Origin of the sequence: Kitasatospora purpeofusca (assembly GCF_036010405.1) — a bacterium.
GTDB lineage: Bacteria > Actinomycetota > Actinomycetes > Streptomycetales > Streptomycetaceae > Kitasatospora > Kitasatospora purpeofusca.
Genome location: NZ_CP108561.1, coordinates 2259952 through 2286117, shown reverse-complemented (window position 1 = coordinate 2286117; position 26166 = coordinate 2259952). Strand labels below are relative to the sequence as shown.

General features: G+C 74.7%; 13 protein-coding genes and 1 pseudogene. 10 read left to right on the top strand and 4 right to left on the bottom strand.

The window, feature by feature from the left end; translation table 11 throughout:
• Genes OG715_RS09750 through OG715_RS09705 form a run of 10 tightly spaced genes read left to right on the top strand, consistent with a single transcriptional unit; the run spans position 1 to position 12881 of the window.
• On the top strand, positions 1 to 819 hold the full coding sequence (locus OG715_RS09750; RefSeq protein ID WP_266275480.1) for a transketolase: 819 nt from the start codon (positions 1 to 3) through the stop codon (positions 817 to 819).
• A complete protein-coding gene (locus OG715_RS09745) occupies positions 806 to 1735 on the top strand; it encodes a transketolase family protein (protein WP_266275482.1) in 930 nt (309 codons plus the stop codon). Before OG715_RS09750 ends, OG715_RS09745 begins: the two co-directional genes overlap by 14 nt.
• A complete protein-coding gene (locus OG715_RS09740) occupies positions 1723 to 3504 on the top strand; it encodes a thiamine pyrophosphate-binding protein (RefSeq protein WP_266275484.1) in 1782 nt (593 codons plus the stop codon). Before OG715_RS09745 ends, OG715_RS09740 begins: the two co-directional genes overlap by 13 nt.
• The gene (locus OG715_RS09735; protein WP_266275486.1) at positions 3497 to 4801 is read left to right on the top strand and encodes a condensation domain-containing protein; all 1305 of its coding nucleotides are present in this window, start codon (positions 3497 to 3499) and stop codon (positions 4799 to 4801) included. Before OG715_RS09740 ends, OG715_RS09735 begins: the two co-directional genes overlap by 8 nt.
• A complete protein-coding gene (locus tag OG715_RS09730; RefSeq protein WP_266275488.1) occupies positions 4798 to 5769 on the top strand; it encodes a phytanoyl-CoA dioxygenase family protein in 972 nt (323 codons plus the stop codon). Before OG715_RS09735 ends, OG715_RS09730 begins: the two co-directional genes overlap by 4 nt.
• Positions 5756 to 8365, top strand: coding sequence for an amino acid adenylation domain-containing protein (locus OG715_RS09725; RefSeq protein ID WP_266275490.1), 2610 nt, complete (start codon positions 5756 to 5758; stop codon positions 8363 to 8365). The genes OG715_RS09730 and OG715_RS09725 overlap by 14 nt, the downstream gene beginning before the upstream one ends.
• Positions 8359 to 9384 (top strand): zinc-dependent alcohol dehydrogenase, encoded by a 1026-nt coding sequence (locus OG715_RS09720; protein ID WP_266275492.1) that lies wholly within the window; start codon positions 8359 to 8361, stop codon positions 9382 to 9384. Before OG715_RS09725 ends, OG715_RS09720 begins: the two co-directional genes overlap by 7 nt.
• Positions 9381 to 10472, top strand: a complete 1092-nt coding sequence (gene argC / locus OG715_RS09715; protein ID WP_266275494.1) for an N-acetyl-gamma-glutamyl-phosphate reductase — start codon at positions 9381 to 9383, stop codon at positions 10470 to 10472. Before OG715_RS09720 ends, argC begins: the two co-directional genes overlap by 4 nt.
• A 5-nt stretch (positions 10473 to 10477) precedes the next feature.
• Positions 10478 to 11737: a phosphoglycerate kinase gene (gene pgk / locus OG715_RS09710; RefSeq protein ID WP_266277365.1), complete on the top strand. Its 1260-nt coding sequence runs from the start codon at positions 10478 to 10480 to the stop codon at positions 11735 to 11737.
• A complete protein-coding gene (locus OG715_RS09705; protein WP_266275496.1) occupies positions 11727 to 12881 on the top strand; it encodes an iron-containing alcohol dehydrogenase in 1155 nt (384 codons plus the stop codon). The genes pgk and OG715_RS09705 overlap by 11 nt, the downstream gene beginning before the upstream one ends.
• Positions 12882 to 12947: 66 nt before the next feature.
• Here OG715_RS09705 and OG715_RS09700 read toward each other — a convergent pair whose 3' ends face one another.
• The 4 genes and pseudogenes from OG715_RS09700 to OG715_RS09685 all read right to left on the bottom strand — a co-directional run.
• A complete protein-coding gene (locus OG715_RS09700) occupies positions 12948 to 14399 on the bottom strand; it encodes an MFS transporter (protein WP_266275498.1) in 1452 nt (483 codons plus the stop codon).
• A 164-nt stretch (positions 14400 to 14563) separates the two neighbouring features.
• Positions 14564 to 15661 carry an alpha/beta hydrolase gene (locus OG715_RS09695; RefSeq protein WP_266275501.1) on the bottom strand — a complete coding sequence of 366 codons (1098 nt, stop codon included), beginning with the start codon at positions 15659 to 15661 and terminating at the stop codon, positions 14564 to 14566.
• Positions 15658 to 18054, bottom strand: coding sequence for a thioester reductase domain-containing protein (locus OG715_RS09690; protein ID WP_266275503.1), 2397 nt, complete (start codon positions 18052 to 18054; stop codon positions 15658 to 15660). Before OG715_RS09690 ends, OG715_RS09695 begins: the two co-directional genes overlap by 4 nt.
• Positions 18047 to 26116 (bottom strand): annotated as a pseudogene (locus OG715_RS09685) (HAD-IIIC family phosphatase); the annotation flags it as partial. The gene OG715_RS09690 and the pseudogene OG715_RS09685, both read right to left, overlap by 8 nt.
• Positions 26117 to 26166 lie beyond the last annotated feature (50 nt).

The window sequence follows — 26166 nt, the reverse complement described above, 5'->3', positions numbered from 1 at the left end:
TTGTCGTCGCAAGACGTGGCGCTGGTGCGCCGCCGGGCGGCACGCGCCCGGGCACTCGCGCTGACCACGGTCAGCACCGCCGGGACCGGCCACATCGGGGCGGACCTCTCCGCCATGGACATCCTCTGCGCACTCCACTTCGGCGTGCTGCGCGGCGGCCCGGACGATCCGGACCGGGACCGCTTCATCCTCAGCAAGGCCCACGCCTCGGCCGCCATGTACAGCGTGCTCGCGCTCCGGGGCATCCTGCCCGAGGAGGAGCTCGCGACCTACGGCGCGGCGGACTCGCGGCTCAGCACGGTGGTCTCCACCCGCGTGCCGGGCATCGAGTTCAACACCGGCTCGCTCGGCCACGGCCTCTCGCTCGGCGTCGGCGCGGCCCTCGCCGCCCGGGTCCAGGGCTCCGGCCGCCGGACCTTCGTGCTCACCGGCGACGGCGAGCTCCAGGAGGGCAGCAACTGGGAGGCCGCGATGCTGGCCGCCTCGCGGGGGCTGGAGAACCTGGTCGTGATCGTCGACCGCAACCTCGCCCAGAAGGGCGCCAGCACCGAGGACATCAACGCCCTGGAGCCGCTGGACGAGAAGTGGCGCTCCTTCGGCTGGGCCGTGCGCGTCGTCGACGGCCACGACGTCGAGGAACTGCTGACCGTCCTCGGCGCCGCGCCGCTGGAGCCGGGCCGGCCGACCTGCCTGATCGCCTCCACGGTCAAGGGCAAGGGCGTCTCCTTCATGGAGCGCAACCTCGAATGGCACAGCCGCCGACTGACCCCCGACCTTCTCGACCAGGCACTCCGGGAGCTTGAGCATGGCACCGACTGACTGCGCCGCCGCCTTCTCGGCGGCCCTGCTCGAACTGGCGCGCGCCGACGAGCGGATCTGCATCGTCAACAACGACTCGGCCGAGACCCACTCGGCGCTCGGCTTCCAGGCCGAACTGCCCGACCGCTTCGTCGACGTCGGCATCGCCGAGCAGAACCTCGTCGGCGTCTCGATCGGCCTGGCCAACGCGGGCCTGCGCCCGTTCGTCTACTCGGCCTCCTGCTTCCTGACCGCCCGGGCGCTGGAGCAGATCAAGAACGCCGCCTACACCAACGCCGACGTGGTGTTCTGCGGCTTCGTCAGCGGCCTCGCCTACGGCGCGCTCGGCGGCACCCACCACGCCGTCGAGGACCTCGCCTGGATGCGGTCGATCCCGCGGATGACCGTCCTGGCGCCGGCCACCCCGAACGACACCGTGGCCGCCCTGCGCGAGGCGATGACCCACGACGGCCCGGTCTACATCCGGATCGTCAGCAAGCTGGACACGCCCGAGCTGTTCCCGGCCGACCACACCTTCGCGTACGGCGGCTCGGTGCAGCTGCGCGAGGGCGAGGACGTCACCCTGGTCGGCACCGGCCTGCTCACCACCCGCCTGGTGGAGGCCGCGGAACTGCTCGCGGCCGACGGCGTCCGGGCGGGCGTGCTCCACCTGGGCTCGGTCCAGCCGATCGACGCGGAGGCGATCGGACGGGCCGCACGCCACAGCGGACGGCTGGTGGTCGCGGAGGACCACGTGCTCAACGGCGGCCTCGGCGGCGCGGTCGCCGAGACCGTCGTCCGCACCCACCCGGTGCCCGTGCTGCAGCTCGGAGTGCCGAACGAGTACGCGCCGATCGGCCCGGCCGAGTTCCTCTACGAGCACTTCGGCCTGACGGCGCAGGGCGTGGCGAAGCGGGTGGCACAGTGGCTGGCCTGACCGTCACCGTCGCCGACTACACGGCCCGCTATCTGCACGCACTGGGCGTGCGCACCTGCTACAGCCTCTCCGGCACCGGCTCCATCCACCTAGACCAGGCCTTCAGCCAGCAGCCCGGGCTGGTGACCATCTGCGCCCGGCACGAGACCGCGGCGGCGCTGATGGCCACCGGCGCGGCCAAGCTGACCGGCGAGCTCGGGGTGGCGCTGGTCACCAGCGGCCCGGGCGCCGTCAACGCGCTGGCCGGACTGGTCGACGCCTACGCCGACGGCGTGCCCGTGCTGGTGGTCTCCGGCCAGGTCGAGACCCGGCACATGGAGGAGGGCGTGCGCTCCTTCGGCGTCCAGGGCTTCGGCGTGGTGCACAGCGCCCGCAGCATGACCAAGTACTCCGCGGTGGTGGAGCGCCCCGGCGACATCCGCCGCCACCTGGACGAGGCCGTCCGGCACGCCCTGGAGGGCCGCCCGGGCCCGGTCTGGCTGGACATCCCGCTGGACGTCCAGGCCGCACTGGTCGATCCGGACGCCCTGGAGGGGGCCGAGCCGCCCGCCGCCGAACCGCGCGGCTCCGGCGCCCGGCAGACCGCCCGGCAGCTGATGACCATGCTGCGCTCCGCCGAGCGCCCGCTGATCGTCGCCGGCCAGGGCGTCCGGCAGGCCGACGCCGTGCAGGCGTTCCGGGCCATGGTGGCGAAGCTGCGGATCCCGGTGGTCACCTCGCGGCTGGGCACCGACCTGCTGCCGTACGACTCGGAGTTCTGCTTCGGTCAGGGCGGCATCCGCGGCCGGCTCTACCCCGGGCTGATCATGGGCCGCTCGGACCTGGTGATCTCGTTCGGCTCCAGCCTGTCCACCGCCTTCGTCGGCGAGGACGCGGACGCCTTCGACCCGGACGCCACCGTCGTCGCGGTCGACATCGACCCCTCGCAGCTGACCAAGAAGGGCGTCCGGGTGGACTTCCCGGTCTGCATGGACGTCGGCCGGCTGGTCGAGGCGCTCCAGGAGGAGGCGGCCGAACCCGCCGCCCCCGCCCACGAGGCCTGGCTCGCCGAGTGCGCCGCGCTCAAGGCCGCCCACCCCACCGTCGGCGAGCAGCGGCCGGACGGCCCGATCAACTCCTACCGGTTCGTCGACCGGCTGGAGGCGCAGACCGGCCCCGGCCACGTCTTCGTGGTCGACACCGGCAGCGCCTACTACGTCACCGGCCAGACCCTGGAGTTCACCGCCTCCCAGCGGGAGATCACCTCGGCCGCCTTCCTCAACATGGGCGCGGCCGTGCCGATGGCGGTCGGCGCGGCCTTCGCCCGGCCGGACGCCCAGGTGCTGGTGATCGTCGGCGACGGCGCGATCGAGCTCAACATCCAGGAGCTCGCCACCATCAGCCAGTACGGGCTGGGCATCAAGGTGTTCGTACTGAACAACGGCGGCTACGCCTCGATCCGCGAGTCGCAGGCCGCGCTGGTCGGCGGACCGGAGCTGGAGGAGCCCGAGACCCTGGACTTCTCCGCCGTCGCCACCGCGTTCCGGCTGCCGTACCGCACGCTGCGGCACACCGGCACGTTGGACGCCGACATCGCGACCGTGCTGGCCGAGGACGGTCCGGCGCTGGTCGAGGTGATCTGCGACCCGGCGCAGCTGCTGCTGCGTCCGCTGCGGGCCGACGGCGGGCGCCGGGCCCACGACGGCGCCTCGATGGTCCGGGCCGGCGGCCCGGACGAGCTCCCGGCCCTCACGGACCTGGTCCGGGAGCGGGAGCTGAACCATGCGTGAGACCCTGCGGGCCTCCTGGAACCACCGGCACCGGCTCGGCCAGACCCGGGAGGACGCCGAGCGGGGCGTGTTCAACCCGCACCACAGCACCCTGCCGCTGGTGCTGCACGGCACCCTCGACACGGCCGCGCTGAACCGCGCCTGGCACGCCGTGCAGCGCCGGCACCCGGCCCTGCTCAGCGGCTTCGACACCGACCGGGCGCTGTGGCACGTCGGCGCCGCCGAGCCGCAGGACCTCCGGCGGCTGCCCGCCGGGGCGGACGAGGAGGCTGACCGGGCCGCGGTCCGCGAGGCCGTGATCGAGCCCTTCGACCTGGAGAACGGGCCGGTCGCCCGGCTGGTGGTGCTCCCGCGCTCGCCGCAGGAGACGTACTTCGCGCTCGTCACCGAGCACATGGTGAGCGACGGCTGGTCGCTGAACGCCCTGATCCGGGACCTCGCCGTGCTCTACGGGCAGGAGGTGGGCGCGGCGGTGCCACCGCTGCCGCCGGTCGAGCTGCCCTTCCAGGAGTTCGTCCGCCGGCAGAACCTCGCCGTCGACTCGCCGGCCGGCCGCGCCGCGCTCGCCCGGCTGGCCGCCCGGCTGGACGGCGTCGGCGCGATCCCGGCGATGCCGGTCGAGGGGTTCAGCGGCGCGACCGGCATCCGCTACGAGGAGAACGAGGACTTCGTCCGCCGCCTGCCGGGCGAACTCTGCCGCGACCTCGCCGCGGCGGCCCGCCCGCTGCGGATGACCGGCCTGAACCTCATGCACGCCGCGCTCCACCGGGCGCTGTACGAGCGCTCGGGCCGCCCGGTGGTCGCCACCACGCTGTCCACCGCCAACCGGGAACTGCCCGGACTCACCCACACCGTGGGCTGGTTCGCCAGCAAGACGGTGCTGGCCAGCGAGCCCGGCCTGCACCCCGACGCGGTCGGGTACCTGCGGCACTTCCGCGAGCGGATCCTGACCACCCTGGACGACAGCGACCTGCCGTGGCCGGCCCTGATCGACCTGATGGACCCGAGCGCGCTCGGCCGCCAGGCCACCGTCCCGTACGTCACCTTCAACGCCCGGCCGCTCGGCATGCGCCGCAGCGTCGGTGAGATCGAGATCCCCGGCGTGCGGACCGCGCCGCTGCGGATCTCCAACGGCTGGCACGACGCCGCGATCGCGACCTTCTGGGACGAGGACGAGGACGGCGTCACCGTGAACGTCATGTTCAAGACCGACTGGTACACCGCCCCCGACGTCCTGGCCCTGTGGGACGCCGTGGAGGCCCGGCTGCACCGGTGGGCCGAGGAGCTGCGCCCGTGACCGGCGCGCCCGGGCCCAGCAACCCGTCGACGAGGGAGAACACCATGCAGGACACCGGCATGCACATCGCGACCGTCCGCGAGTCGACCGTCGAGACCGCCGCCGCACGCGACTGGGCGCCGCTCACCGACGAGCAGTTCGAGAGCTACGAGCAGCACGGCTACCTCCACCTCAAGGGCCTGTTCAGCCCCGAGGAGGTGGAGCGCGGACTCGCCGTCATCGACGAGGTGGTCGCCGACGGCGCGCGGACCATCGAGAACCACGCCAGCTTCACCGACCGCGCCCACACCGTGCGGGTGCGCGACGCGGTGGCCCGCACCGCCGGCATGGACTACTTCCTCGACCACCCGAAGCTGGTCGGCCCGCTGATGTCGCTGCTGGCCGGCAGCGTCCAGCTGCTCGGCACCGAGATCTTCGTCCGCTCGCTCCAGGACGAGGCGCTGGAGTACTGGCACACCGACGGCGGCGAGTACCTGCAGCAGCTGCGGCTCGTCCACGGCAGCCCGAGCCTGCAGATCAAGGCGCAGGTGTTCTTCACCGACACCACGAAGTCCGACAGCGGCAACTTCCTGCTCGTCCCCGGCAGCCACCGCAGGGTGCCGACCGACCGGACGGCGCTCTGCTACATCGAGGAGCTGGACGAGCCGCTGCGCCAGGGGGTGCTGCCCGACGACGCGCTGGAGGTCAAGGCCGCGCCGGGCGACGTGCTGATCTTCCCGTACTCGCTGTGGCACGCCGTGGCGCCCAACAAGGTCCAGGAGCGCAAGACCTTCATCCTGCGCTACGGGCACCTGTGGCACCGCCCGCACGACTACGTCCAGCAGCCGGCCGAGGTGCTGGAGCGGATGTCGCCGCGGCTGCGCCGGATGTTCGGCGACTTCGGCGACCAGGTCCACCCCACCGACTACTACAAGCCGGTCGACCAGGGTGACGTGATGGCGGTCGGTGGCAACCATGCAGCTGTCTGACCCCGCTGACCTGCCTGACCTGCCTGACCGCTCCGACCTGTCCGGCCTGCCGGCCGGCGCCCGGTCGCTGCCGGAGCTGTTCGCCCGCGTCGCCGCCGTGCGCGGCGACGCGGCCGCGGTGGCCGGCGGCGGCGAGCAGCTCGGCTACGCGGAGCTCGACCGGCGGGCCGGGGCCGTCGCCGCCCGGCTGACCGCCGCCGGCCTGGGCCGGGGCGACCTGGTGGGGGTGCTCCTGGAGCGCTCGCACCGGGCGCCCGCCTGGATCCTCGGCGTCCTGAGGTCGGGCGCGGCGTACGTGCCGCTCGACCCGTCGTACCCGGCCGACCGGCTCCGGTTCATGGCCGGGGACGCCGGCCTCGCGGCCCTGGTCGGCGACCCCGACCGGGCCGCGGCCTGCGGACTGGACGCGCTGCCCGTGATCGACCCGGAGGCCGCCGCGGCCGAGCCGGCCCGACCCGCTGAGGCCGGTGGGCCCGTCGCAGCCGAGCCCGGTCCGGACGACCCGGCGTACGTGATCTACACCTCCGGCTCCACCGGCGTGCCCAAGGGCTGCGTGGTCACCCACGGCAACGTCCTGGAGCTGCTGCGGGCCACCCTGCCGCTGTTCGAACTCGGCCCCGACGACCGCTGGACCCTCTTCCACTCCGCCTCCTTCGACTTCTCGGTCTGGGAGCTGTGGGGCGCCTGGGCGACCGGCGCGACCGCCGTCCCGGTGCCCGCCGCCACGGCGCAGGCCCCGGAGGACTTCCTGCGGCTGCTGGCCGACGAGCGGATCACGGTGCTCAACCAGGTCCCGTCCGCCTTCCGCCACCTGGCCCGGGAGTACGCCGACTCGGGCGCCCCGGCCACCGCGCTGCGGTACGTGGTCTTCGGCGGCGAGAGCGTCGACCTCGACGTGGTGCGCGGCTTCCTCGCCGCCTCGGCCGCCGCACCCGGCCCGGTGCCCGTCATGGTCAACATGTACGGCATCACCGAGATCACCGTGCACGCCACCCACCTGGTGCTCACCCCGGAGCAGCTGGCCGGCGACACCCCCTCGCCGATCGGCCGCCCGCTGCCCCATCTGGCGATCGAACTGCGCGACGACGCACTCCGGTTGGTCCCGGACGGCGGCACCGGCGAGATGTGGGTGGCCGGGTCCGGGGTCGCCGACGGCTACCTGAACCGGCCGGAGCTCACCGCCGAGCGCTTCCGCACCCTCGACGGCCGCCGGATGTACCGCACCGGCGACCTCGCCCGCCGGCTGCCCGACGGAGGGCTCGCCTACCTCGGCCGCAACGACCAGCAGGTCAAGCTCCGCGGCCACCGGGTCGAACTCGGCGAGGTCGAGGCCGGTCTGCGGGCCGCCCCGCAGGTCCGCGACGCGGCCGCGCTGGTCGTCCGGGACGACGCGGGCAACGAACTGCTGACCGCGCTGGTCGTCCCGGCCGGACCGGGGGAGGCGGACGTCGCCGCCCTGCGGCGGTTCGCCCGCGCCACCATGCCCGCGCAGCTGGTCCCCAACCGGTTCCACCCGGTCGAGGAGCTGCCGCTCACCTCCTCCGGCAAGCTCGACCGGAAGGCGCTGGCCGGGCTGGTGCCGAAGGCCGCGGCGCCGAAGGCCGGTGCGTCGCGGGAAGGGGCACCGCAGGAAGGGGCGTCGCAGGAAGGGGCGCCGCGCGCCCGCGTCCTGGTGCTCGACCCCATCGACCCGGGGGCGCTGGACGAGCTGCGGCGGCAACACGACGTCACCGTCGCGCTGCGCCCGCCCGTCGACGAACTGCTCCGGCTGGTGCGCGACCAGGAGGTGATCGTGCTCCGCAGCGGGGTGCGCCTGGACGCTCCCGTGATCGCGGCGGCCGGCCGGCTCAGGGTGATCGCCCGGGCGGGTTCCGGGATCGACAACATCGACGTCGCGGCGGCCCGGGCGGCCGGTGTGACGGTCTTCAACATCCCCGCCGTCTCCGCCCCGGCCGTCGCCGAGCTGGCCCTCGGGCTGATGCTCACGGTGGGGCGCCACCTGGCGCTCGCCGACCGCCAGGTGCGGTCCGGGATCTGGAACAAGGCCGCGCTCTCCGGGGTCGAACTCGGCGGCAAGACCCTGGGGTTGGTCGGCTACGGCCGGATCGGCTCCCGGATCGCGGCGCTCGGCCGCGCCCTCGGCATGCGGGTCCTGGTCGACGTGGCCCGTCCCGACGCCGACCGCCGACACGAACTGGAGCGCCTCGACTACGAGTTGGCGCCGCTGAAGACGCTGCTGCCGGCCGCCGACGTGGTCTGCCTGGCCGTCCCGCTGACCGACCGGACGCACCACCTGATCGACGCCGCCGCGCTGGCCGCGATGAAGCCGACCAGCCTGCTGGTCAATGTCTCCCGCGGCCTGGTCGTCGACGAGGACGCGCTGTACGAGGCACTCGCCGAGGGCCGGATCGGCGGCGCCGGGCTCGACGTGGTGGCCGAGGAGGGCCGCCCGAACCGGCTCCACGAACTGGACAACGTGGTGATCACCCCGCACATCGGCGCGATGTCGGTGGACTCGCAGGTCCGGATCGGCCGCATCCTGGTCGACTCGGTGGCCGCCGCCCTGGCCGGCCGGGAGGTGCCCAACCAGTGCTGACGACACGTCAGAGCACCATGGAGAGCGCCGTCCTGGCCGACTACGGGCGGATCGAGCACCGGCGTACCCCGCTGCCGCCGGTCGCCCCCGGCGAGCTGCTGGTCCGGGTGCTCGCCACCGGTATCTGCGGCTCCGACCTCGCCACCTACCGCGGCGCCCATCCGTACAAGACCGCGCCGACCGTGCTCGGCCACGAACTGTGCGGCACCGTCGTCACCCCGGCCGGCGGGTTCGCGGAGGGCGAGCTGGTGTGCGCCGCCGCCTACGCGCACTGCGGCGACTGCCCGATGTGCGCGCGGGGGCGCACCAACCTGTGCGGTGCCAAGGCCAACCTGTGCCACCTCGGCTGGGACGGCTCCTTCGCGCAGTACGTGACGCTGCGGCCCGCCATGACCTACCGCCTGCCCGTCGGCACCGATCCGGAACTCGGGGCGCTGGTCGAGCCGTTGTCGATCGCCCACCACGCCGTCGCCCTGGCCGGCCCGGCGGACGGGCGGGCCGTGCGGATCATCGGCGCGGGCAACATCGGCCTCGGCTGCCTGCTCGCCGCCAGACGGCTCGGCTTCGGCAGCGTCGTCTGCTCCGACCTCGGCCCGGACAAGGGCCGCCGGGCCGAGGCCCTCGGCGCCGACGGCTACCTCGACGTCCTGGCCTGCGAGGCCGGTCCCGGCCCGGCCGCGGCGGACGCCGACGTGGTGCTCGTCGCCGCCGGCCACCCGGGCGCGGTGGACGAGGCGGTCCGGGCGGTGCGGCCCGGCGGCACCGTGGTCGTGGTCAGCTTCTTCGACCGCCCGCCCGCTGTCGCGGTCAACGCCCTGGTCGGCAAGGAGGTCCGGGTGATCGGCTCCTCGCTGTCCACCGCGGAGGACTTCCACGCCGTCATCGGCTGGCTGGCCGAGGGCAGCATCGACCCGAGGCCCATGGTCACCCACCGCTTCGGCCTCGCCGACGCCGGCGCCGCACTGGCGCTGATGGCGGCCGGAGAACCGGCCACCGGAAAGATCATCATCACCCCGTGAGGACACGCATGACGCTCACCATCGGCATCGTCGGCGGCACCGGGCACGCGGGCGGCGAACTCTGCCGCCTGCTGCTGAACCACCCCGGCGTCGGCACCGTCCTGCCCACCGCCCGCGGCGGCGAGGACCTCGAACGGGTCCACCCCAACCTGCTCGGCAGCGGGCTCGCCTTCACCACCGTCGAGCAGCTGCGCGAGCGGGCCGGCGACCTCGACGTGGTGTTCTTCTGCACCCCCTCGGGCGAGGCGATGCGCGCCGCGCCGTACTTCCTGGAGCGCGGCGTCAAGGTGGTCGACGTCAGCGCCGACTTCCGGTTCGCCGACGCCGACCGCTACCGCGAGGTCTACGGCGAGGAGCACGCCAGCCCGCAGCTGCTGCCGGAGGCCGTCTACGGCGTCACCGAGCTCTATCGGGACCGGGTCGCCGCGGCCCGGCTGGTGGCCAACCCCGGCTGCTACGCCATCACCACCGTGCTCGGCCTCGCCCCGCTGCTGCGCTCCGGGCTCGCCGACCTGGACACCGCGATCCACCTCGCCGCCGTCAACGGCACCTCCGGCGCGGGCAACAAGCCGAAGACCGAGATCATGCACGCCGAGGCCTTCGCCTCGATGCTGCCGTACAGCCTGGAGGGCCACCGGCACGCCCCCGAGCTGGAGACGCAGCTCGCCCCGCTGGCCGGCCGCGAGCCCGTCGTCGACATGACCACCGCCCACGGCAACTTCGTCCGCGGCATCTACATCCAGGCCAGCGTCGCCGTCCGGGCGGAGGCCCGGGCCGGACTCGACCGCGCCGCCCTGCTCGACCTCTACCGCGAGCACTACGCCGACGAGCACTTCGTGCGCGTCAACACCTTCGCCAAGCAGGGCAGGCTCAACGCCAAGGAGTACGGCGTCTACCCGAGCCTCACCTCGGTCGCCGGCTCCAACTTCTGCCACATCGGGGTGGACTACGACCCGGTGCGCGGCTTCGCCAAGGTCGTCGCGGTGACCGACAACCTGGTCAAGGGGGCGGCCGGTTCGGCGATCCAGAACATGAACCTGATGTTCGGCCTCGACGAGCGCGCCGGCCTCGGGCACTACGGCCTGTGACCGGGATGCGGCTGCTCGCCGACCACACCCCGGCGCCCGGCGAGCGCTGGATCTACTCGGCCGGGTTCAACGCCGGTCCCGCGCTCGCCGACACCGGCCGGATCGACGTCGAACTGGCCGACCTCGCCCGGCTGTCGGACGCCGGCGCGCGGACCGCCCTGCTCAGCCACCAGGGCAGCGCCAAGGACGGCAGCGCCCGCCACCTGGACTACCTCGCGGACTACCTCACCCGGCGGCTCGGCCGCCCGGTGCGCTACCTGCCGGAGAACACCACGGCCCGCGCCCGGACCTGGGCCCGCGAGCTGGAGCCCGGCGGGATCGCGCTGTTCGGCAACACCCGCCTCGACCCGGGGGAGGAGCGCGGCGACCCCGAACTCGCCCGCGCCCTGGCCGGGTTGGGCGACCGGGTGGCGATCGGCGGCTTCTCCAAGGCGCACCGGCGGCACGCCTCCAACACCGGCCTGCTCGACCACCTGCCCGGCTGGGCCGCGGCCGGACTGGTCGGCGAGGCCCGCGCCCTCGACCCCTGGGCGGCCGGTGCCGGTGCCGGCGGGGGAGCCGGCGGTGGCACGGCCGGCGGTGACGGCCCGTCGGTCGCGGTGCTCGGCGGCGTCAAGCCGGAGAAGACCCTGATCGGCCTGCGCGGCCTCACCCGCACCCACCACCTGGTGATCCCGGGCGGCGTCGTGCTCAACACCCTGCTCGCCGTCACCGGCCACCGGATCGGCCGCTCCGAACTGGGCAGCGACCCCGAGGGCTGCGCCCGGGTGGCGCGCGAGGTCCTGGCCCGCACCGGCGGGGCGGGCATCCACCTGCCCCGCGTGGTCGTCGCGGCCGGACCGGACGGCACCCTCCGGCACCTGCCGCTCGACCGGGGCGTGCCGGACGACCACACCATCGTCGACTTCGAGGTCCAGCCGGGCGCGATCGAGCTGCTCCGCCGCGCCGGACGGGTCCTGGTGGCGGGCACCCCCGGCCGCCACGCCGAGGGCAACCGGTACGCGGCGGCGGCCGTCCTCGCCGCCCGGGCGCACGCCCCCGGCGGCACGCTGCTGCTGGGCGGCGACACCGTGGCCGAACTGCCCTGGGACGGGCCGCGCTCCACCGGCGGGGGATCGGCCCTGCAGTACCTGGTCGAGGGCACCTGCGCGGTGTTCGAGGCCCTCGCCGCCAACGCCGCCCGCACCGACCCGAGCCCGCACCGGCCCGGCACCGACCCGACCCCGCACCAGCCCCGGCGAGGAGCCGCCCACGATGACCGCTGACCCGCGCCCCGGCACCGTCGACCTGGACGACCTGCCCGTCCCCACCCGGGTGGTCCTCGGCCGGGGCGTGCTCGACCGGCTCGGCCCGCTCGCCGCCCCGCTGGGCGGCCACGCCCTGCTGGTCTGCGGCCGGACCGCGATGCGCCGCACCGGCATCCTGGACCGGGCGCTCGGCTCGCTCACCGCCGCCGGCCTCGCCGTCACGGTCTTCGACCGGATCAGCGCCAACCCCCGCTCGGACGAGATCGACGAGGCGCTCGCGCTCGCCCGGACGAGCGGCTGCGACCTGGTGGTCGGTCTCGGTGGCGGGAGCGCCATCGACGCGGCGAAGGCGGTCGCGGTCGCCGGTGACGCCGGCACCGTGCGCGAGCTGATCGGCCGCACCCTGCCCGGTTCCGCCGCCGCGCTGCCGGTCGTCGCCGTCCCGACCACCGCCGGCAGCGGCTCGGAGGTCACCCAGGGCGCCATCGTCACCGACGTGGTGCGGGGCTTCAAGTCCGGCATCCGCGGTGAGGACGTGGCCCCCAGGATCGCGCTCGTCGATCCGGACCTCACCGACCGGCTGCCCGCCGCCGTCGCCCTGGAGAGCGGCTTCGACGCCCTGGCGCACGCGGTCGAGGGCGCGGTCGCCAAGCGCGCGACCGCGCAGAGCCGGGCCTACTCCCACCGGGCCCTCGCCCTGGTCCGCGACCACCTGCCCGGGCTCGCCCGCGGCGCGGCCACGCCCGAGGCCCGGGAGGCGATGGCCCTGGCCGCGCTGCTGGGCGGGGTGAACGTCACCACCGTCAGCACCTGCCTGCCGCACCGCCTCCAGCAGGCCATGGGCGCCTTCGCCGGGAACCCGCTCTCGCACGGCCGGGGTCTGGCCCTGCTCTACCCCGCCTGGCTGCGCAGCGCCCGCCCCTTCGCGGACGAGGCCTTCGCCGCCGTCGGGGACACCCTGGGCCACCGGGACGCCGCCGCGGCCGTGGACGCGCTGCTCGCGAGCACCGGCCTGGGCACCTCGCTGACCGAACAGGGCTACACCGAGCGGGACATCGACACCTTCGTGGCCGGACTCAGCGGCAACCTGGAGAACGACCCGCACCCGGAGGTCGGCACCGAGCTGGTCCGCTCCCTCTACCGCGCCAGCCTGACCCGCTGACGCGTTCGGCCCCGGGAGGCCGGGGCCCGGTGCCCCGGCCTCCCGGCCCCCCGACCCGCCGACGGGTCAGGGGGCCGACGTGTCCGCCGGAGCCGGGGCGGCGGTGGGGGCGGTGGTCGCCGCGCCGCGGCGGAGCAGCAGGAGGGCCAGCACACCGATCACCGCCGCCAGCAGGGTGGAGCCGATGGTGATCGCCGCGAAGCCCCGCCCCGAGGCGTGGGTCGCGGTGCCGACGAAGCTCGCGAAGAGCGAGCCGAACATCGACACCGCGATCGCCTCGCTGCCGAGGCGGACGGTGTTGATCCAGCCCGCGCCCATGCCGGCCTCGTGCTCGGGCACCTGGGCCAGCGCCTCGCCGTCGACCAGTCCGGCCTGGAGGCCGAAACCGGCGCCGACGACGACCAGCGGCAGGGCCATCCAGGCGAGCCCCTGCGGGGCGGCGGCGCCCGCCAGGACCAGGCCCACCACCAGCAGGCCGATGCTCCAGGCGAGGATCCGGTCCATGGCGGCGCCGCGCGCGACCAGCCGGCCGGCGAGCAGCGGGGCGATCAGCACCGGCATGGTCATGAACATCAGCAGGGCGCCGCTCTCGCCCGGCGAGGAGCCGTAGGCGCCCTGGAAGAACACCGGGATGTAGGCGACCGCGTTGGTGAAGGTGAACGACGCCACCGCGATCACCAGCGTCATCCCGGAGAACCGCGCGTTGCGCAGGGTGCGCAGGCTCAGCAGCGGGGTCGGCGCGGTGGCCTCCTGCCGGGCGAACAGCCCGTAGCCGGCCAGGCCGGCGGCCGTGCAGAGCAGGAACTGCGGGGACAGCCAGCCGGTCTGGGAGCCGAGCACCAGGCCGCCGAGGAGCAGGCCGGTCGCCGCGCAGAACAGCACCGCGCCGGTCACGTCGATCCGGGCGGTCCGCCGGGTGCCGTGGGCGGTCGCCCGGCGGATCAGCGGCATGGCGGCGCAGGCGACCACCAGGCAGGCCAGTTGGAAGCCGAACACCAGCCGCCAGCCGACGAGCTGGGTGAACAGGCCGCACAGCGACGGGCCGAAGGCCAGCGACAGGCCCGCGACGGCGCCCAGCAGGGCGAAGGCCCGGGTGCGGCGTTCGCCGGTGAAGCCGGTGGAGATGATCGCCGAGCCGACCGAGAAGACGGCGCCCGCGCCGACCCCCGCGACCAGCCGGGAGGCGTCCAGCAGCAGGTAGCCGGAGGACAGGACGCTGAGCGCGGAGCCGGCGCCGAAGGTCAGCAGGCCGATCAGCAGGGCCCGCCACCGTCCGATGACGTCCGCGACCGAGCCCCAGACGAGCGTGGCGCAGGCGAAGGTCAGGTTGTAGCCGTTCAGGGCCCACTGCTCGCCGGTGGACGACGACCCGAGGTCCGCGGCGATGTCGCCCAGCGCGACCGCCGTCCCGGAGACGGACAGCGGGACGGTGAAGACGGCGAGCATGACGACGGGCATCACCAGGCGCAGGCCGGGCGGCCCGGCGGCGGGGGCCGGCCGCGTTGTGTCGGAGGTCATCGAGGTCATCGTTCTCCTCTACCCGACTTCCGTGCGCGGAAGTCGAAGGAACAGCAACGGAAAACGGCCGTTCCACGCCGGCAGGCATCGGGGCCGGCGTGGAACGGCGGTCCGGGGGACCGGGGCGGTGGCGCCTCCGCGACGGGACGCCACCGCCCCGGTGGTCAGCGGCCGGCCTTGACGGTCCGGCACTCGTCGAGGAAGTCCACGATCGGACCGAACACGTCCAGCGCGGCGTTGCGGCCGATGAACGTGTCCAGGTGGCCGTAGCCCGGCACCTCGACGTAGCGGACGTCCAACTGCGGGTACCGGGCGGTCAGGATCTCGTGGCAGATCTTGTTGGAGTCGAACCAGAAGCGGTTGTCGCTGCCGGACAGCAGCATCAGCGGCGCCTCGATCTTCCCCGCGTTGTCCAGCGCGTTCTTCGGCAGCGCGTCGTAGCGGCCGTCGTTGTCGTTGAACCGCAGCATGGTGTGGGCGAGTTCGACGCTGCGCAGGTGCGGCAGGATCCACATCGGCACGGTGCCGTACAGGTCGGCGAGCCGGTCGTGGGTCCGGGCGTCGAGGTTGTCGTGCTCGAACAGCGAACCGCCCACGCCCCAGGAGTCGTTGTGCAGGATCTGGCAGGTCGGGTCCTTGCACTCGGCGCCGATCGAGACCTCCGCGAAGATCAGCGAGTGCTTCGACCAGAGCCCGACCTTCTTGAAGTCGGTCGGGATGTTGACGAAGCGCGAGCGCAGCAGCTCGCCGCCGAAGTGCAGCCGGGCCCGGGTCTTCCAGGACAGCTTGGGCGTCAGGAACACGCCCTGCGCGACGATCCCGTCCAGTCCGGTCACCAGCCCGGCCGCCAGGCTCATCGACAGGCAGAGCGCGCCGATGCAGTGGGCGACGCAGAGCAGCTGGCGTCCGCCGATCCGCTCCCGGATCAGCGCCACGGCCTCCGGGATGTCGTACAGGGCCACGTCGTCGAAGCTGTACCGGACCCGGCCCTCGTTGTACGGCAGGCGGCAGCTGCCGCGCCAGTCCAGCAGCCAGGGCTCGTAGCCGGCGTCCAGCAGCACGTCGACCAGGTTGCGGGTCTCCGGCAGGGTGAACATGTCGGCCGAGGCGGTGAGGCCGTGCAGTACGAGCACGGCCGGACGCTCGTCGGCGCCGCCGTCGGGGACGACCCGGGTCAGGCCGAGCCGGGTGCCGTCGGACGCGGTGAAGGGGATGTCCTCGACCCGCTCGCCGAGGCGGTGGTGAAGGGGCCTCAGGGTCATCGGTTCTGCTCCCTCTGGATCATCAGCTTCCTGATCTTGCGTGCCAGCTTGTCCTTGTCCCGGTCGATCGCGTCCCGGCGCAGGTCCAGCAGCTCGGCGGCGGCCCGCAGCGACGGCTCGGCCAGGCCGGCGCCCATCTGCAGGAAGAACCACGACAGCCACGCCAGCTTGGCGAGCCGCTGCTCCTGCGAGGACAGCCTCGGGTCGACCTGGATCCCGTCGATCTGGTCCGGGAGGAAGCTGCTGCCCGGCACCTTCACCACACCGGCCAGCACGGCCGGTTCGCCCTCGCGGCCGATCGCGATGTCCAGGGTGCGGGTCTGCTTCCAGAGGTCGCGCCGGGCGCGCGCCGTCTTGAAGCCCTCCAGCCACCAGCGGTTGCCGTCCCGGTCCTCCAGGACCAGCCGGTACCGCAGCAGCGGGTGGTCGTTGCTGTGCAGGCGCGGGACGCCCTCGTCGGGGCGGACCTGGATCTCGCCCTCCACCACGGTCAGCGGCTCGGGGTGGATCCGCTCGCACACCACCTGGCCGCGGACGTCGATCCGGCGGTGCCGGACCACCTGGTACATGCTCGCGATGGACAGCGTGAACGCCAGCCGGCAGCTGCTGTCGCGCTCCTCGCCGACCGGGCCGACCTGGCCCTTCATCCGTTCGCGGAAGGACAGGTAGGGCGGGTCCTCGCGGCTGGGGAGGCGGGCCACGCCGTTCTCCGCCATCCGCTCGAAGGCCTTCAACTGGGCCTCGGAGCCGTAGCGTTCGGCCGGCGGCAGACGGTGCCGGGCGACGAACGCCTCGGTGCGCTCGGAACCGGCCTCCGGGCCGAACATCAGCGCCTCGAACAGCTTGACGGCGGTCGGGCTGCTCAGGATGCGGACCAGGAAGTCGAGTTCGGGGACGGGGTCGGTCTCCTGCCGGCGCAGCAGGTCGTCCCGCCAGTCCTTCCAGCCGGCGATCCGGACGTTCATCCCGGCCAGCTTCATGTCCTTGACCAGCTCCGGCAGCGTCTCCGCCCGGCCGGTCAGGTTGTAGTTCTGGCCCCAGGCCTTCGGGTCGAAGACGATCGCGGCCGTGATCCGGCTGATCCAGTCCACCGGGGCCAGGTTGAGGAACTTGAACGCCGGCACCGTCCGGAACCGGGAGATCGCGCCGATCAGTCCGGTGCTGAGGTCGGCCGGGTTGTAGACGCCGGTGCGGGTGTGGCCGCCGATCGCGCCCGGCCGCAGGAAGGTCACGGTCAGGCCGTGCTCCCGGGCCCGCCGCAGCACGGCCTCGGCCGCCCACTTCGACTTGTCGTAGCCCGCGAACAGCCGGTCGATGTGCGCGACCGGGTCGTCCTCGCCCATCTTCTCGATGCCGACCTCGTTGAACACCGCGACCGAGGAGACGTGGTGCAGCGGCTTGGGCCGTCCGGTCATCGCCAGCTCCGCCAGCAGCAGCGGGCCGAGCACATTGGTCTGCCGCAGCGAGGGGTAGCCGCGCAGGAAGTCGACGGCGGCCGCGACATTGACGATCGAGTCGACGTCCCGGGCCAGCTCCTCCCAGCGCTCCTCGGACAGGCCCAGCCGCGGCTGCCGGATGTCGGCCGCGAGCACGGTCACCCGGCGGCGCACCTCGAAGGACCACGGCTGGTCGTAGCCGGCCAGGGCCTCGGCGAGGCGCTGCTCGGCGGCCGCGTCGTCGGCCGCGCGCACCAGGCAGACCACGTGGGCGTCGCCCGCGCGCAGCAGGTCCAGCAGCAGGTGGCTGCCGAGGAAGCCGGTGGCGCCGGTGAGCAGGATGCGGCGCGGCTCGGCCGGCTCGGCCTGGCGGCTGAACGGCAGCCGGTCGGCCAGCGCCAGGTCGGCGAGGATCGTCGCGATGTCCTCGTGCGCCTGGGGGGCGGACGCCCGGTGGTCGTCGGCCGGCAGCAGGCCGGACCGGAGCGCCAGGGCGGTCCCGGTCGCCGCCGGGGCGGCGGCCCCGGCCCCGGTGACCGGCAGACCGGCCGCGGCGGCCCAGCGCTGCGCCAGCCGGCGCGGGCGGGCGTCCGCGAACAGGTCGTCCAGGCTGACCCGGACGTCCAGTTCACGGGCCATCAGGGCGACCAGTTCGACCGCGTCCACCGAGGAGAGGCCGGCGTCGAACAGGTCGGTCTCCACCCCGGTGGACGCGCCCGGCAGGAAGCGGGCGGCCTGCGCGGCGATGTCCGCCGCGACCTGGTCGACACCGCGTGCCCCCGCCGCTCGGGCCGCCGCCGGGGCCGCCGGGGCGGTGGTGGGCGCGGCCGGCTTCCGGAGCCGGGCCAGCAGGTCGGACGCCTGGGCCCGGCCGGGCCGTCGCCGCTCGATCACCTCTTCCTCGGGACGGCGGTTGACACTGGGGTTGCGGCTGCTGCCGCCTCCCGCCTCAGGCATTGCTGACCTCCGCTGCGATATCGGTTCCGAGGTCCCAGGAGCGGAACGCCCGGAGTTGGTTCAACGCCACCACCGTCTCCAGCCGCGGTGCCTCGACCTCGCCGCCACCGAGGCGGGAGACCAGGCGCCGGGCCGGGATGTTGCGGGGCGTGTGGTCGGCGACGAGCCGCACGGCGTCCAGGCCGAGGGCCTCCGCCCGGTCGGCGAGCCACTGCAGCAGCCGGTCCTCGACCCCGCGGCCGAGCACCCGGCAGCTCATCATCCAGGCCACCAGTTCGAGCGCGTCCCCGTCCGGCCGGACCGCCAGGACGCCGATCTGCCCGTACTCGCCGAAGCGGTCGCGGGCGGTCGCCGTCCAGACCTCGCCGCCGTCCTGCCGCAGCCGGTCCAGCCCGGCCGCGTCCAGCGGCTGCGGCCGCAGGTTGAACTGGTTGGTGCGACGGCTGAGCTGGACGGTCCGCTCGGCGCTCTCGGCGGACACCGGCACGATGTCGAGTTCGAGCTTCAGGTTCTCCAGGAACTCGGCGAAGCCCAACTGGGCGCGGGCCTCGTCGCGCACCTGCTCCTGCTGGTAGAACGCGGCCCGGGCGGCGTCCTCGGCCGTCGCCGCGATCGGCGTCATCGGCCACAACCGGTGCACGAACCCGTCGAGTTCGGCCGACGGCGGGCAGGTGAGGCAGAGCACCTCGGGCAGCTGGGCACGCACCCCGGCGATCTCCACCGGGTTGTCGTCGAGGAACAGGAAGCTGTCCAGGCCCAGCCGCAGCTCCTCCGCGATCCGCGCGATCCGGGTCCACTTGGGCTCCCAGGCCGCCGAGATCGCGGCGAAGTGCTCGCGGCGCAGCAGGCTGTCCGGCCGGTCGAGGACGGCGTGCACCGTCGCCTCGTCGTTGTTGGAGACCAGGGCCAGCAGCACCCCGGCGGACCGCCACTGGAGCAGCCGCCGGGCCAGCAGTTCGCGGGCCCCGGTCAGGTCGACGTTCTCCGGCCCGGCCTCGCCGGCGATGCCGCTCCACAGCGTCTCGTCGCCGTCGACCACGATCACCTTGGGCGCCCGGCGGCGCACCGTCCCGACCAGGTCGGCCAGTTGGAGCGCCACCACGGCCTGGAACTCCTCCTGGAACGGCAGGTGGGCGAGCTGGTCGGTGTGGTCGTCGAAGACCTCGTCCGGCGGGAAGTCCTCCAGCCAGAGGTCCGAGTCGAGCACCGCGACGCCCGGCCGGTCGGCCAGCCGCTCCGCGACCCGCCGCTCCCACCCGCGCAGCCGCTCGTCCGGCGACCGCTCCGGGAGGAAGGCCACCACCAGCGGCTTGCGGGTCCGCTCGGCGAGGGCGGCCAGCGCGGCCGGGTACTCCTCGGCCAGCTGGTCGAGCAACTGCTCGTCGCCCGGGGCGAAGCGGACCAGGTCGCCCGGGCGCAGCAGCACCAGCCCGGCCACCGCGGCCGGCTCGGCGAGCACGCTGCCCGGGTCGTGCAGGCTCGCCAGCACCTGGTGGTAGGGCGCCTCGGCGACGGCGAGGGGGCCGCCCTCGGCGGCGCCGTCCTCCAGCGCCACCCCCAGCATCGCCGGGAGGTTGCCGAGGGCGAAGGTCGCGGCGACGGCGACCTGTCCGGCCGCAACGGGTTCGGTGCTCACGTCGGTGCTCTCCGGTATCGCGACGAGGGTGTCGGGGGACTCGGTGATGTCGGCGGCGAGGGCCAGCAGGCCCCGGCCGAGCTCGGCGCAGCTCGCGTCGTCGAGGACGTCGGCGTTGTACTCCAGGCCGACCTTGCCCAGCCCCGGCATCACGGTGACCATCAGGTCCAGGTCGGACCAGCCGGTGCCGGCCGGCAGGATCCGCAGGCCCCCCGACGCGCCGGCCTGGGGCGGCATGTAGTTGAAGTAGACCTCGACCAGGGGCGCGTCCTTGCGGTACAGCCCTTCCTCGACCAGGGCGGACATCACGTCGAAGAAGGTGACGCCCTGCTCCAGCACCCGGGTCAGCCGGCCGTCGGTGCGCCGCAGCACCTCGGCGGCCGACTCGCCGGCCCCGACCTCGGCCGCGTACGGGATCGGCAGGCCGAAGTAGCCGACCGCGTCCAGGGCGCCCACGTGCAGCCGGGTGTCCACCGGGACGGCCAGCACGAAGCGGTCGCGCTCCCGCAGCCGGGCGAGGTGCACGGTGAGCGCGCCGAGCCAGAACGCGGCGGGCGTGATGCCCAGCCCCGTCGCGGCGGCGGCCACCCGCTCCTGGAGCTCGGCCGGCAGCTCCACCAGGTGGGTGGCGGACCGGTAGGACCGCTGTGCCGGGCGGGGGCGGGCCAGTTCGAGGTCCAGCCGCCGCGCGCCGGTGAAGTCGGCGCGCCAGTCGGACGAGGGGTTGCGGTCCCCGTCCGGGCGCGCCGCCTGGGCGCGCAGCAGCAGGTCGATGTCCCGGTTGGAGACGACGGCGGGCGCGGTGCCCGGACCGGTGTCCCGGTCCGTGCCGAGGCCCGCGTCCAGTTCGTGCGCCACCACCATCAGCGACGCCAGGTCGGAGACCGCGTGGTGCGCGCCGAAGACCAGCACCTGCTCCCCGGAGGGGCGGGCGAGCAGTTCGAACCGCCACAGCGAGGCCGTCGCGAGGTCGAACGGCGGCTCCATCAGCTCGCGCAGCCGGTCGTCCACGCTGGTGTCCTCGGCCACCGCCGACCAGCGCAGCAGCCCGTCGGGGACGCCGCGCCGCACTTCCAGCTGCTGCCCGTGCTCGGCGTCCGGCACGATCGCCGTCCGCAGCGCGGCGTGCCGTCCGGCCAGGGCGGCGACCGCCGCGGCGAGCCGCTCCGGCGTGGTCGGGGCGGACAACTGCACGGCCAGCCCGATGTGGTGGGTGACGCCCGGGGTGCCCTGCTGCTCGGCGCGGAGCAGCCGGACCACGTCCCGGGTGGCCGGGTGGCGGACGAGCTCCGGCGCCTCCCGGTCCGCCTCGGTCCCCTCGGTGCCGACCGGCCCGGCCTCGCCCGCCCCGGCCATCAGCCGGTCGGCGATGCTCTCCACACTGGCGCCGTTGAACATCGAGGCGACCGGCAGCGTCTGCCCGAAGTCCGACTCGACGAGGCCGCGGATCTGCATGGCCATCACCGAGTCCAGGCCCTGGCCGACCAGCGACGCGGCGACGTCCAGCTCCGCCGTGTCGAACCCCATGGTGCGGGCGAACCGGTAGCGCAGCCGGTCCACCGTCGCCTCCCGGGAGTCGAGCGCCGGACGCCCGGCGGATCCGGCCGACCCGGCGGCCCGCCGGGCCCCGGCCCGTCGGCGCGGCGGGAAGAGCCCGGCCAGCAGCGGCGGCAGCAGCTCCGGCCCGGTCGCGCGCAGCACCGGCTCGTTCAGGGCCACCGCGAGCAGCAGCCCGTCGCCCGGGTCGCCGGTCAGCGCGGCGTCCAGCAGACCGAGGCCCTGCGCGGTGCCGAGCGCGGTGATCCCGCCGCGGTTGATCCGCTCCAGGTCCGCCTCGTCGAGGTGCCCGGTCATCCCGGTGGCCTCGGCCCACAGGCCCCAGGCCACCGACAGACCGGGCCGGCCGGTGCGGCGGCGCTGCTGCATCAGGGCGTCGAGGTAGGCGTTCGCGGCCGCGTAACCGCCCTGCCCGGCGCCGCCCAGCACACCCGCGACCGAGGAGAAGGCCACGAACGCGGACAGCGGCGCCCCGGCGGTCAGCTCGTGCAGGTGCCGGACCGCGTCGACCTTCGGCCGCAGCACCGCGTCCAGGTCGTCCGCGCCGATCGAACCGAGCAGCCCGTCGCGCAGCACACCCGAGGAGTGCACGACGGCGGTCAGCGGGAACTCCTCCGGGACCTCCCGCAGCGCCGCCGCCAGCTGCTCCCGGTCGGCCACGTCGCAGGCCAGCACGGTGACCCGCGCCCCGGCGGCCGTGAGTTCCGCCCGCAGCTCCTCGGCACCCTCGGCGCCGGGGCCGCGCCGGGAGAGCAGCAGCAGGTGGCGGGCGCCCAGCGCGGCGGCGTGCCGGGCCACCTGCGCGCCCAGACCGCTCGTCCCGCCGGTGATCAGCACGGTGCCGGTGCCCAGCGCCGCCGCCGGGTCGCCGGCCGGCTCGGCCCTGCCGCGGCGGAGCTCCGGCGCGTACACCCGCCCGCCCCGCAGGGCGAGTTCGGGCCGGCCCGACCGCACGGCCGCGCGCACCGCCGCCTCGTCGACCGGCTCCGCGGCGTCCGCGTCGACGTCGACCAGGACGATCCGGCCCGGGTTCTCCGCCCGGGCCGCCCGGGCCAGACCCCACACCGGAGCGTGGTCCAGGTGGACGGCGGCATCGTCCGGCTCGGCGCCGGTGGGTACGGCGCGGCGGGTCACCACGACCAGGCGCGCCCCGGCCGGCCGGTCCTGGGCCAGCCACTCGCGCAGCTGCTCCAGGGTCCGGTCCAGCACCGCCCGGGCCCGGGCGGGCCCGTCCGCCTCCGCCGGGCCGTCGCCGACCACCAGGAGCGTCGGCTCCTCACCGGCGTCGGCATCGGTGGCGGTGCCGTGGGTGTCGGGCGCGGTGTCCAGCGGGGACCAGACGACGGACAGCAGCGCCGTGCTGCCGCCCTCCCCGGTGGCGAGCTCACCCGCCGTCACCCGGCGGACCAGCAGCGAGTCGATCCGCACGAGCGGCGCCCCGGAGCGGTCGGCCAGCTCCACGGTGAAGGTGTCCGGACCGGCGGGCGTGATCCGCACCCGTGCCTCGCTCGCCCCCCGGCCGTACAGGGCGACCGACCCGAAGGAGAACGGCAGCGGCGCCGGGCCGTCCGCCGTGTCCACCGCCGCCGCCTGAAGGGCCGCGTCCAGCAGGGCGGGGTGCACGCCGAACGCGGCGGCCTCCTCCGCCTGCCGGCCCGGCAGGGTGACCTGCGCGAGGATCGCGTCCCCGGACCGCCAGACGTCGGACAGGCCCTGGAAGGCCGGGCCGTACTCCAGGCCGAGGGCGGCCATCGCGTCGTGGTGGGCGTCCACGTCCAGCCGCTGCGCCCCGGCGGGAGGCCACGCGGCCTCGCTCTTCGGGGTCTCCGAGGTCTCCGCGGCCCGGTCGGCCTCCTCGCCGGTCAGGAGGGCGCTCGCGTGGTGGGTCCACTCCGGCGCTCCGTCGGAGCGGCGCGGCCGGGCGTAGACGTCGACCGGCCGCACACCGCGCCCGTCCGCCGCGCCCACCTGCACCTGGAGGTCCACCTCGCCGTGCTCGGGGAGCGGCAGCGGCGCGTGCAGGGTCAGCTCGCGCACGGCCCGCAGGCCGATCTCCTCGCCCGCCCTGAGCACGAGTTCGACGAATGCGGTGCCCGGCAGGATGACGGCCCCGAAGACACCGTGGTCCGCCAGCCAGGGGTGGCCGGTCCGGGAGATCCGCCCGGTCAGGACGAGGTCGTCGCCACCGGCCAGCGGCAGCGCGGCGCCGAGCAGCGGGTGCCGCACGGGGCCCAGCCCGGCCGTGCCGACATCGGTGGCCGTGGCGGCGGCGGGCTGCCAGAACCGCCGGTGCTGGAAGGCGTAGGTGGGGAGGTCCGTCAGTCGGCCCGCACCGGTCCAGGGCGTCCAGTCGACGTCCACGCCGACGGCGAACACCTCCGCCGCGCTGCGCAGCAGCTGCGCCGGCTCGTGCTCCTGGCGGCGCAGCGTGCCGACGGCCGTCACTCCGGCGACCCGGTGGTGGCCGGCGTTCTGGGCCACCGCACCGAGCAGCACCGGGTGGGGGCTGGTTTCGACGAAGACGCGGTGGCCGGTGGTGAGGAGGGTGGTGAGGGCGGTGTCGAAGCGGACGGTCTCGCGGAGGTTGGTGAACCAGTAGGCGGCGTCCATGGTGGCGGTGTCGATGGCTTCGCCGGTGACGGTGGAGATCAGGGGTGTGTGGCCGGTGCGGGGGGTGACGGGGGCGAGGAGGTGGAGGAGTTCTTCGCGGAGTTCCTCGACCTGGGGGGAGTGGGAGGCGTAGTCGACGGCGATGCGGCGGGCCTGGATGCCGTCGGTCTCGCAGCGTGCGGCGAGGGTGTCGAGTTCCTCGGGGGCGCCGGAGACGACGACCTGTTCGGGGCCGTTGACGACGGCGATCTGCAGGCCGGCGGTGAGGTGTTCGTGGATGCGTTCCTGGGGGGCGAGGACGGAGAGCATGCCGCCGCGGCCGGAGAGGCGGAGGATGGCGCGGCTGCGCAGGGCGACGATGCGTGCGGCGTCGTCGAGGGTGAGGGCGCCGGCGACGTGGGCGGCGGCTATCTCGCCCTGGGAGTGGCCGACGACGGCGGTGGGCTTGACGCCCAGGGAGCGCCAGAGTTCGGCGAGGGAGACCATGACGGCGAACAGCACGGGTTGGACGACGTCGACCCGGTCGAGGGCGTGGGCGTTGTCGTCGCGGACCACGTCGAGCAGTGACCAGCCGTCGGCGAACGGCTCCAGCGCGGCAGCGCAGTCGGCCATCTTCCCGGCGAACACCGGTGAGAAGTCCAGGAGTTCACGCGCCATACCGATCCACTGCGAACCCTGACCCGGGAACACGAACACCGTTCCGGTCGGGGCGGTCCGGCCGGTGACGACGCCCGCGGAGTCTCCGGTGGAGACGAACTCCTGCAGTCGGTCGACGAGTTCGGCGGTGGTGCGGCCGACCACGACGGCCCGGTGGTCGAACAGGGCGCGGCCGGCGGTCAGGGTGAACGCGACGTCGCGCGCGTCGGGTCCGGTCCCGTCGGTGATCCGCTCCAGCAGATGCGCGGCCTGCTCGGTCAGCGCGGCCTCGCTCCGGGCCGACAGCACCCACGGCAGCGCACCGCCGCCCGGGCCCGCCGTACCCGCCGCGGTCCCGCCGGGCTCGGCGGCCGGCTCGGGCGCGGCCTCCAGGATGACGTGCGCGTTGGTGCCGCTGTAGCCGAAGGAGGACACGGCGGAGCGGCGCGGCCGGTCCACCTCGGGCCACGGCCGGTTCTCCTCCAGGAGCCTGACCTCCCCGGCGGTCCAGTCGACGAACCGGGTCGGCTCGTCCACGTGCAGGGTGCGGGGCATCACGCCGTGGCGCATCGCCTGGACCATCTTGATGACGCCGGCGACGCCGGCGGCGGCCTGGGTGTGGCCCAGGTTGGACTTCAACGAGCCGAGCCAGAGCGGGTGTTCGGCGTCGCGGCCCTGTCCGTAGGTGGCCAGCAGGGCCTGCGCCTCGATCGGGTCGCCCAGCGTGGTGCCGGTGCCGTGGCCCTCGACGAGGTCCACCTCGGCCGGCGTCAGCCGGGCGCCGGCCAGCGCGTCCTGGATCACCCGCTGCTGGGCGGGCCCGTTGGGCGCGGTCTGACCGTTGGAGGCGCCGTCCTGGTTGACCGCCGAACCGCGCACCACGGCCAGCACCCGGTGCCCCAGCCGCTCGGCGTCGGCGAGGCGCTCCAGCACCAGCACGCCGACGCCCTCGCCCCAGCCGGTGCCGTCCGCGGCCGTCGCGTAGGACTTGCAGCGCCCGTCGGCGGCGAGCCCGCGCTGACGGGAGAACTCCACGAAGACGCCGGCGGTCGACAGCACCGTCACCCCGCCCGCCAGCGCCAGCGTGCACTCGCCCTCGCGCAGCGACTGCACCGCCTGGTGCAGGGCGACCAGCGAGGAGGAGCACGCCGTGTCCACCGTGACGGCCGGACCCTGGAGCCCCAGGTGGTAGGAGACCCGCCCGGACACCAGGCTGCCGACGCTGCCGCCGCCGGGGTCGTAGTCGTGGTGGAACGACCCGGCGAAGACGCCGGTCCGGGTGCCCTTCAGGGTCTGCGGGTTGATCCCGGCGCTCTCCAGCGCCTGCCAGGACGCCTCCAGCATCAGCCGCTGCTGCGGATCGATGCCGTGCGCCTCGCGCGGGGTGATCCCGAAGAACGCCGGGTCGAAGTCGGCGGCGTCGTGCAGGAATCCACCGGAGCGGGTGTAGGTCCGCCCGCTCTTCCCCGGCTCCGGGTCGTACAGGGCGTCGACGTCCCAGCCCCGGTCGGCCGGGAACTCGCCGATCACGTCCTCGCCCTTGACCACGATGTCCCAGAGGTGGTCGGGGGAGGACACGCCGCCGGGCAGCCGGCAGCTCATGCCGACGATCGCCACCGGCTCGTGCCGCCGGTTCTCGGCCGCCTGCAACCGGCCCCGAGTGGCGTGCAGCT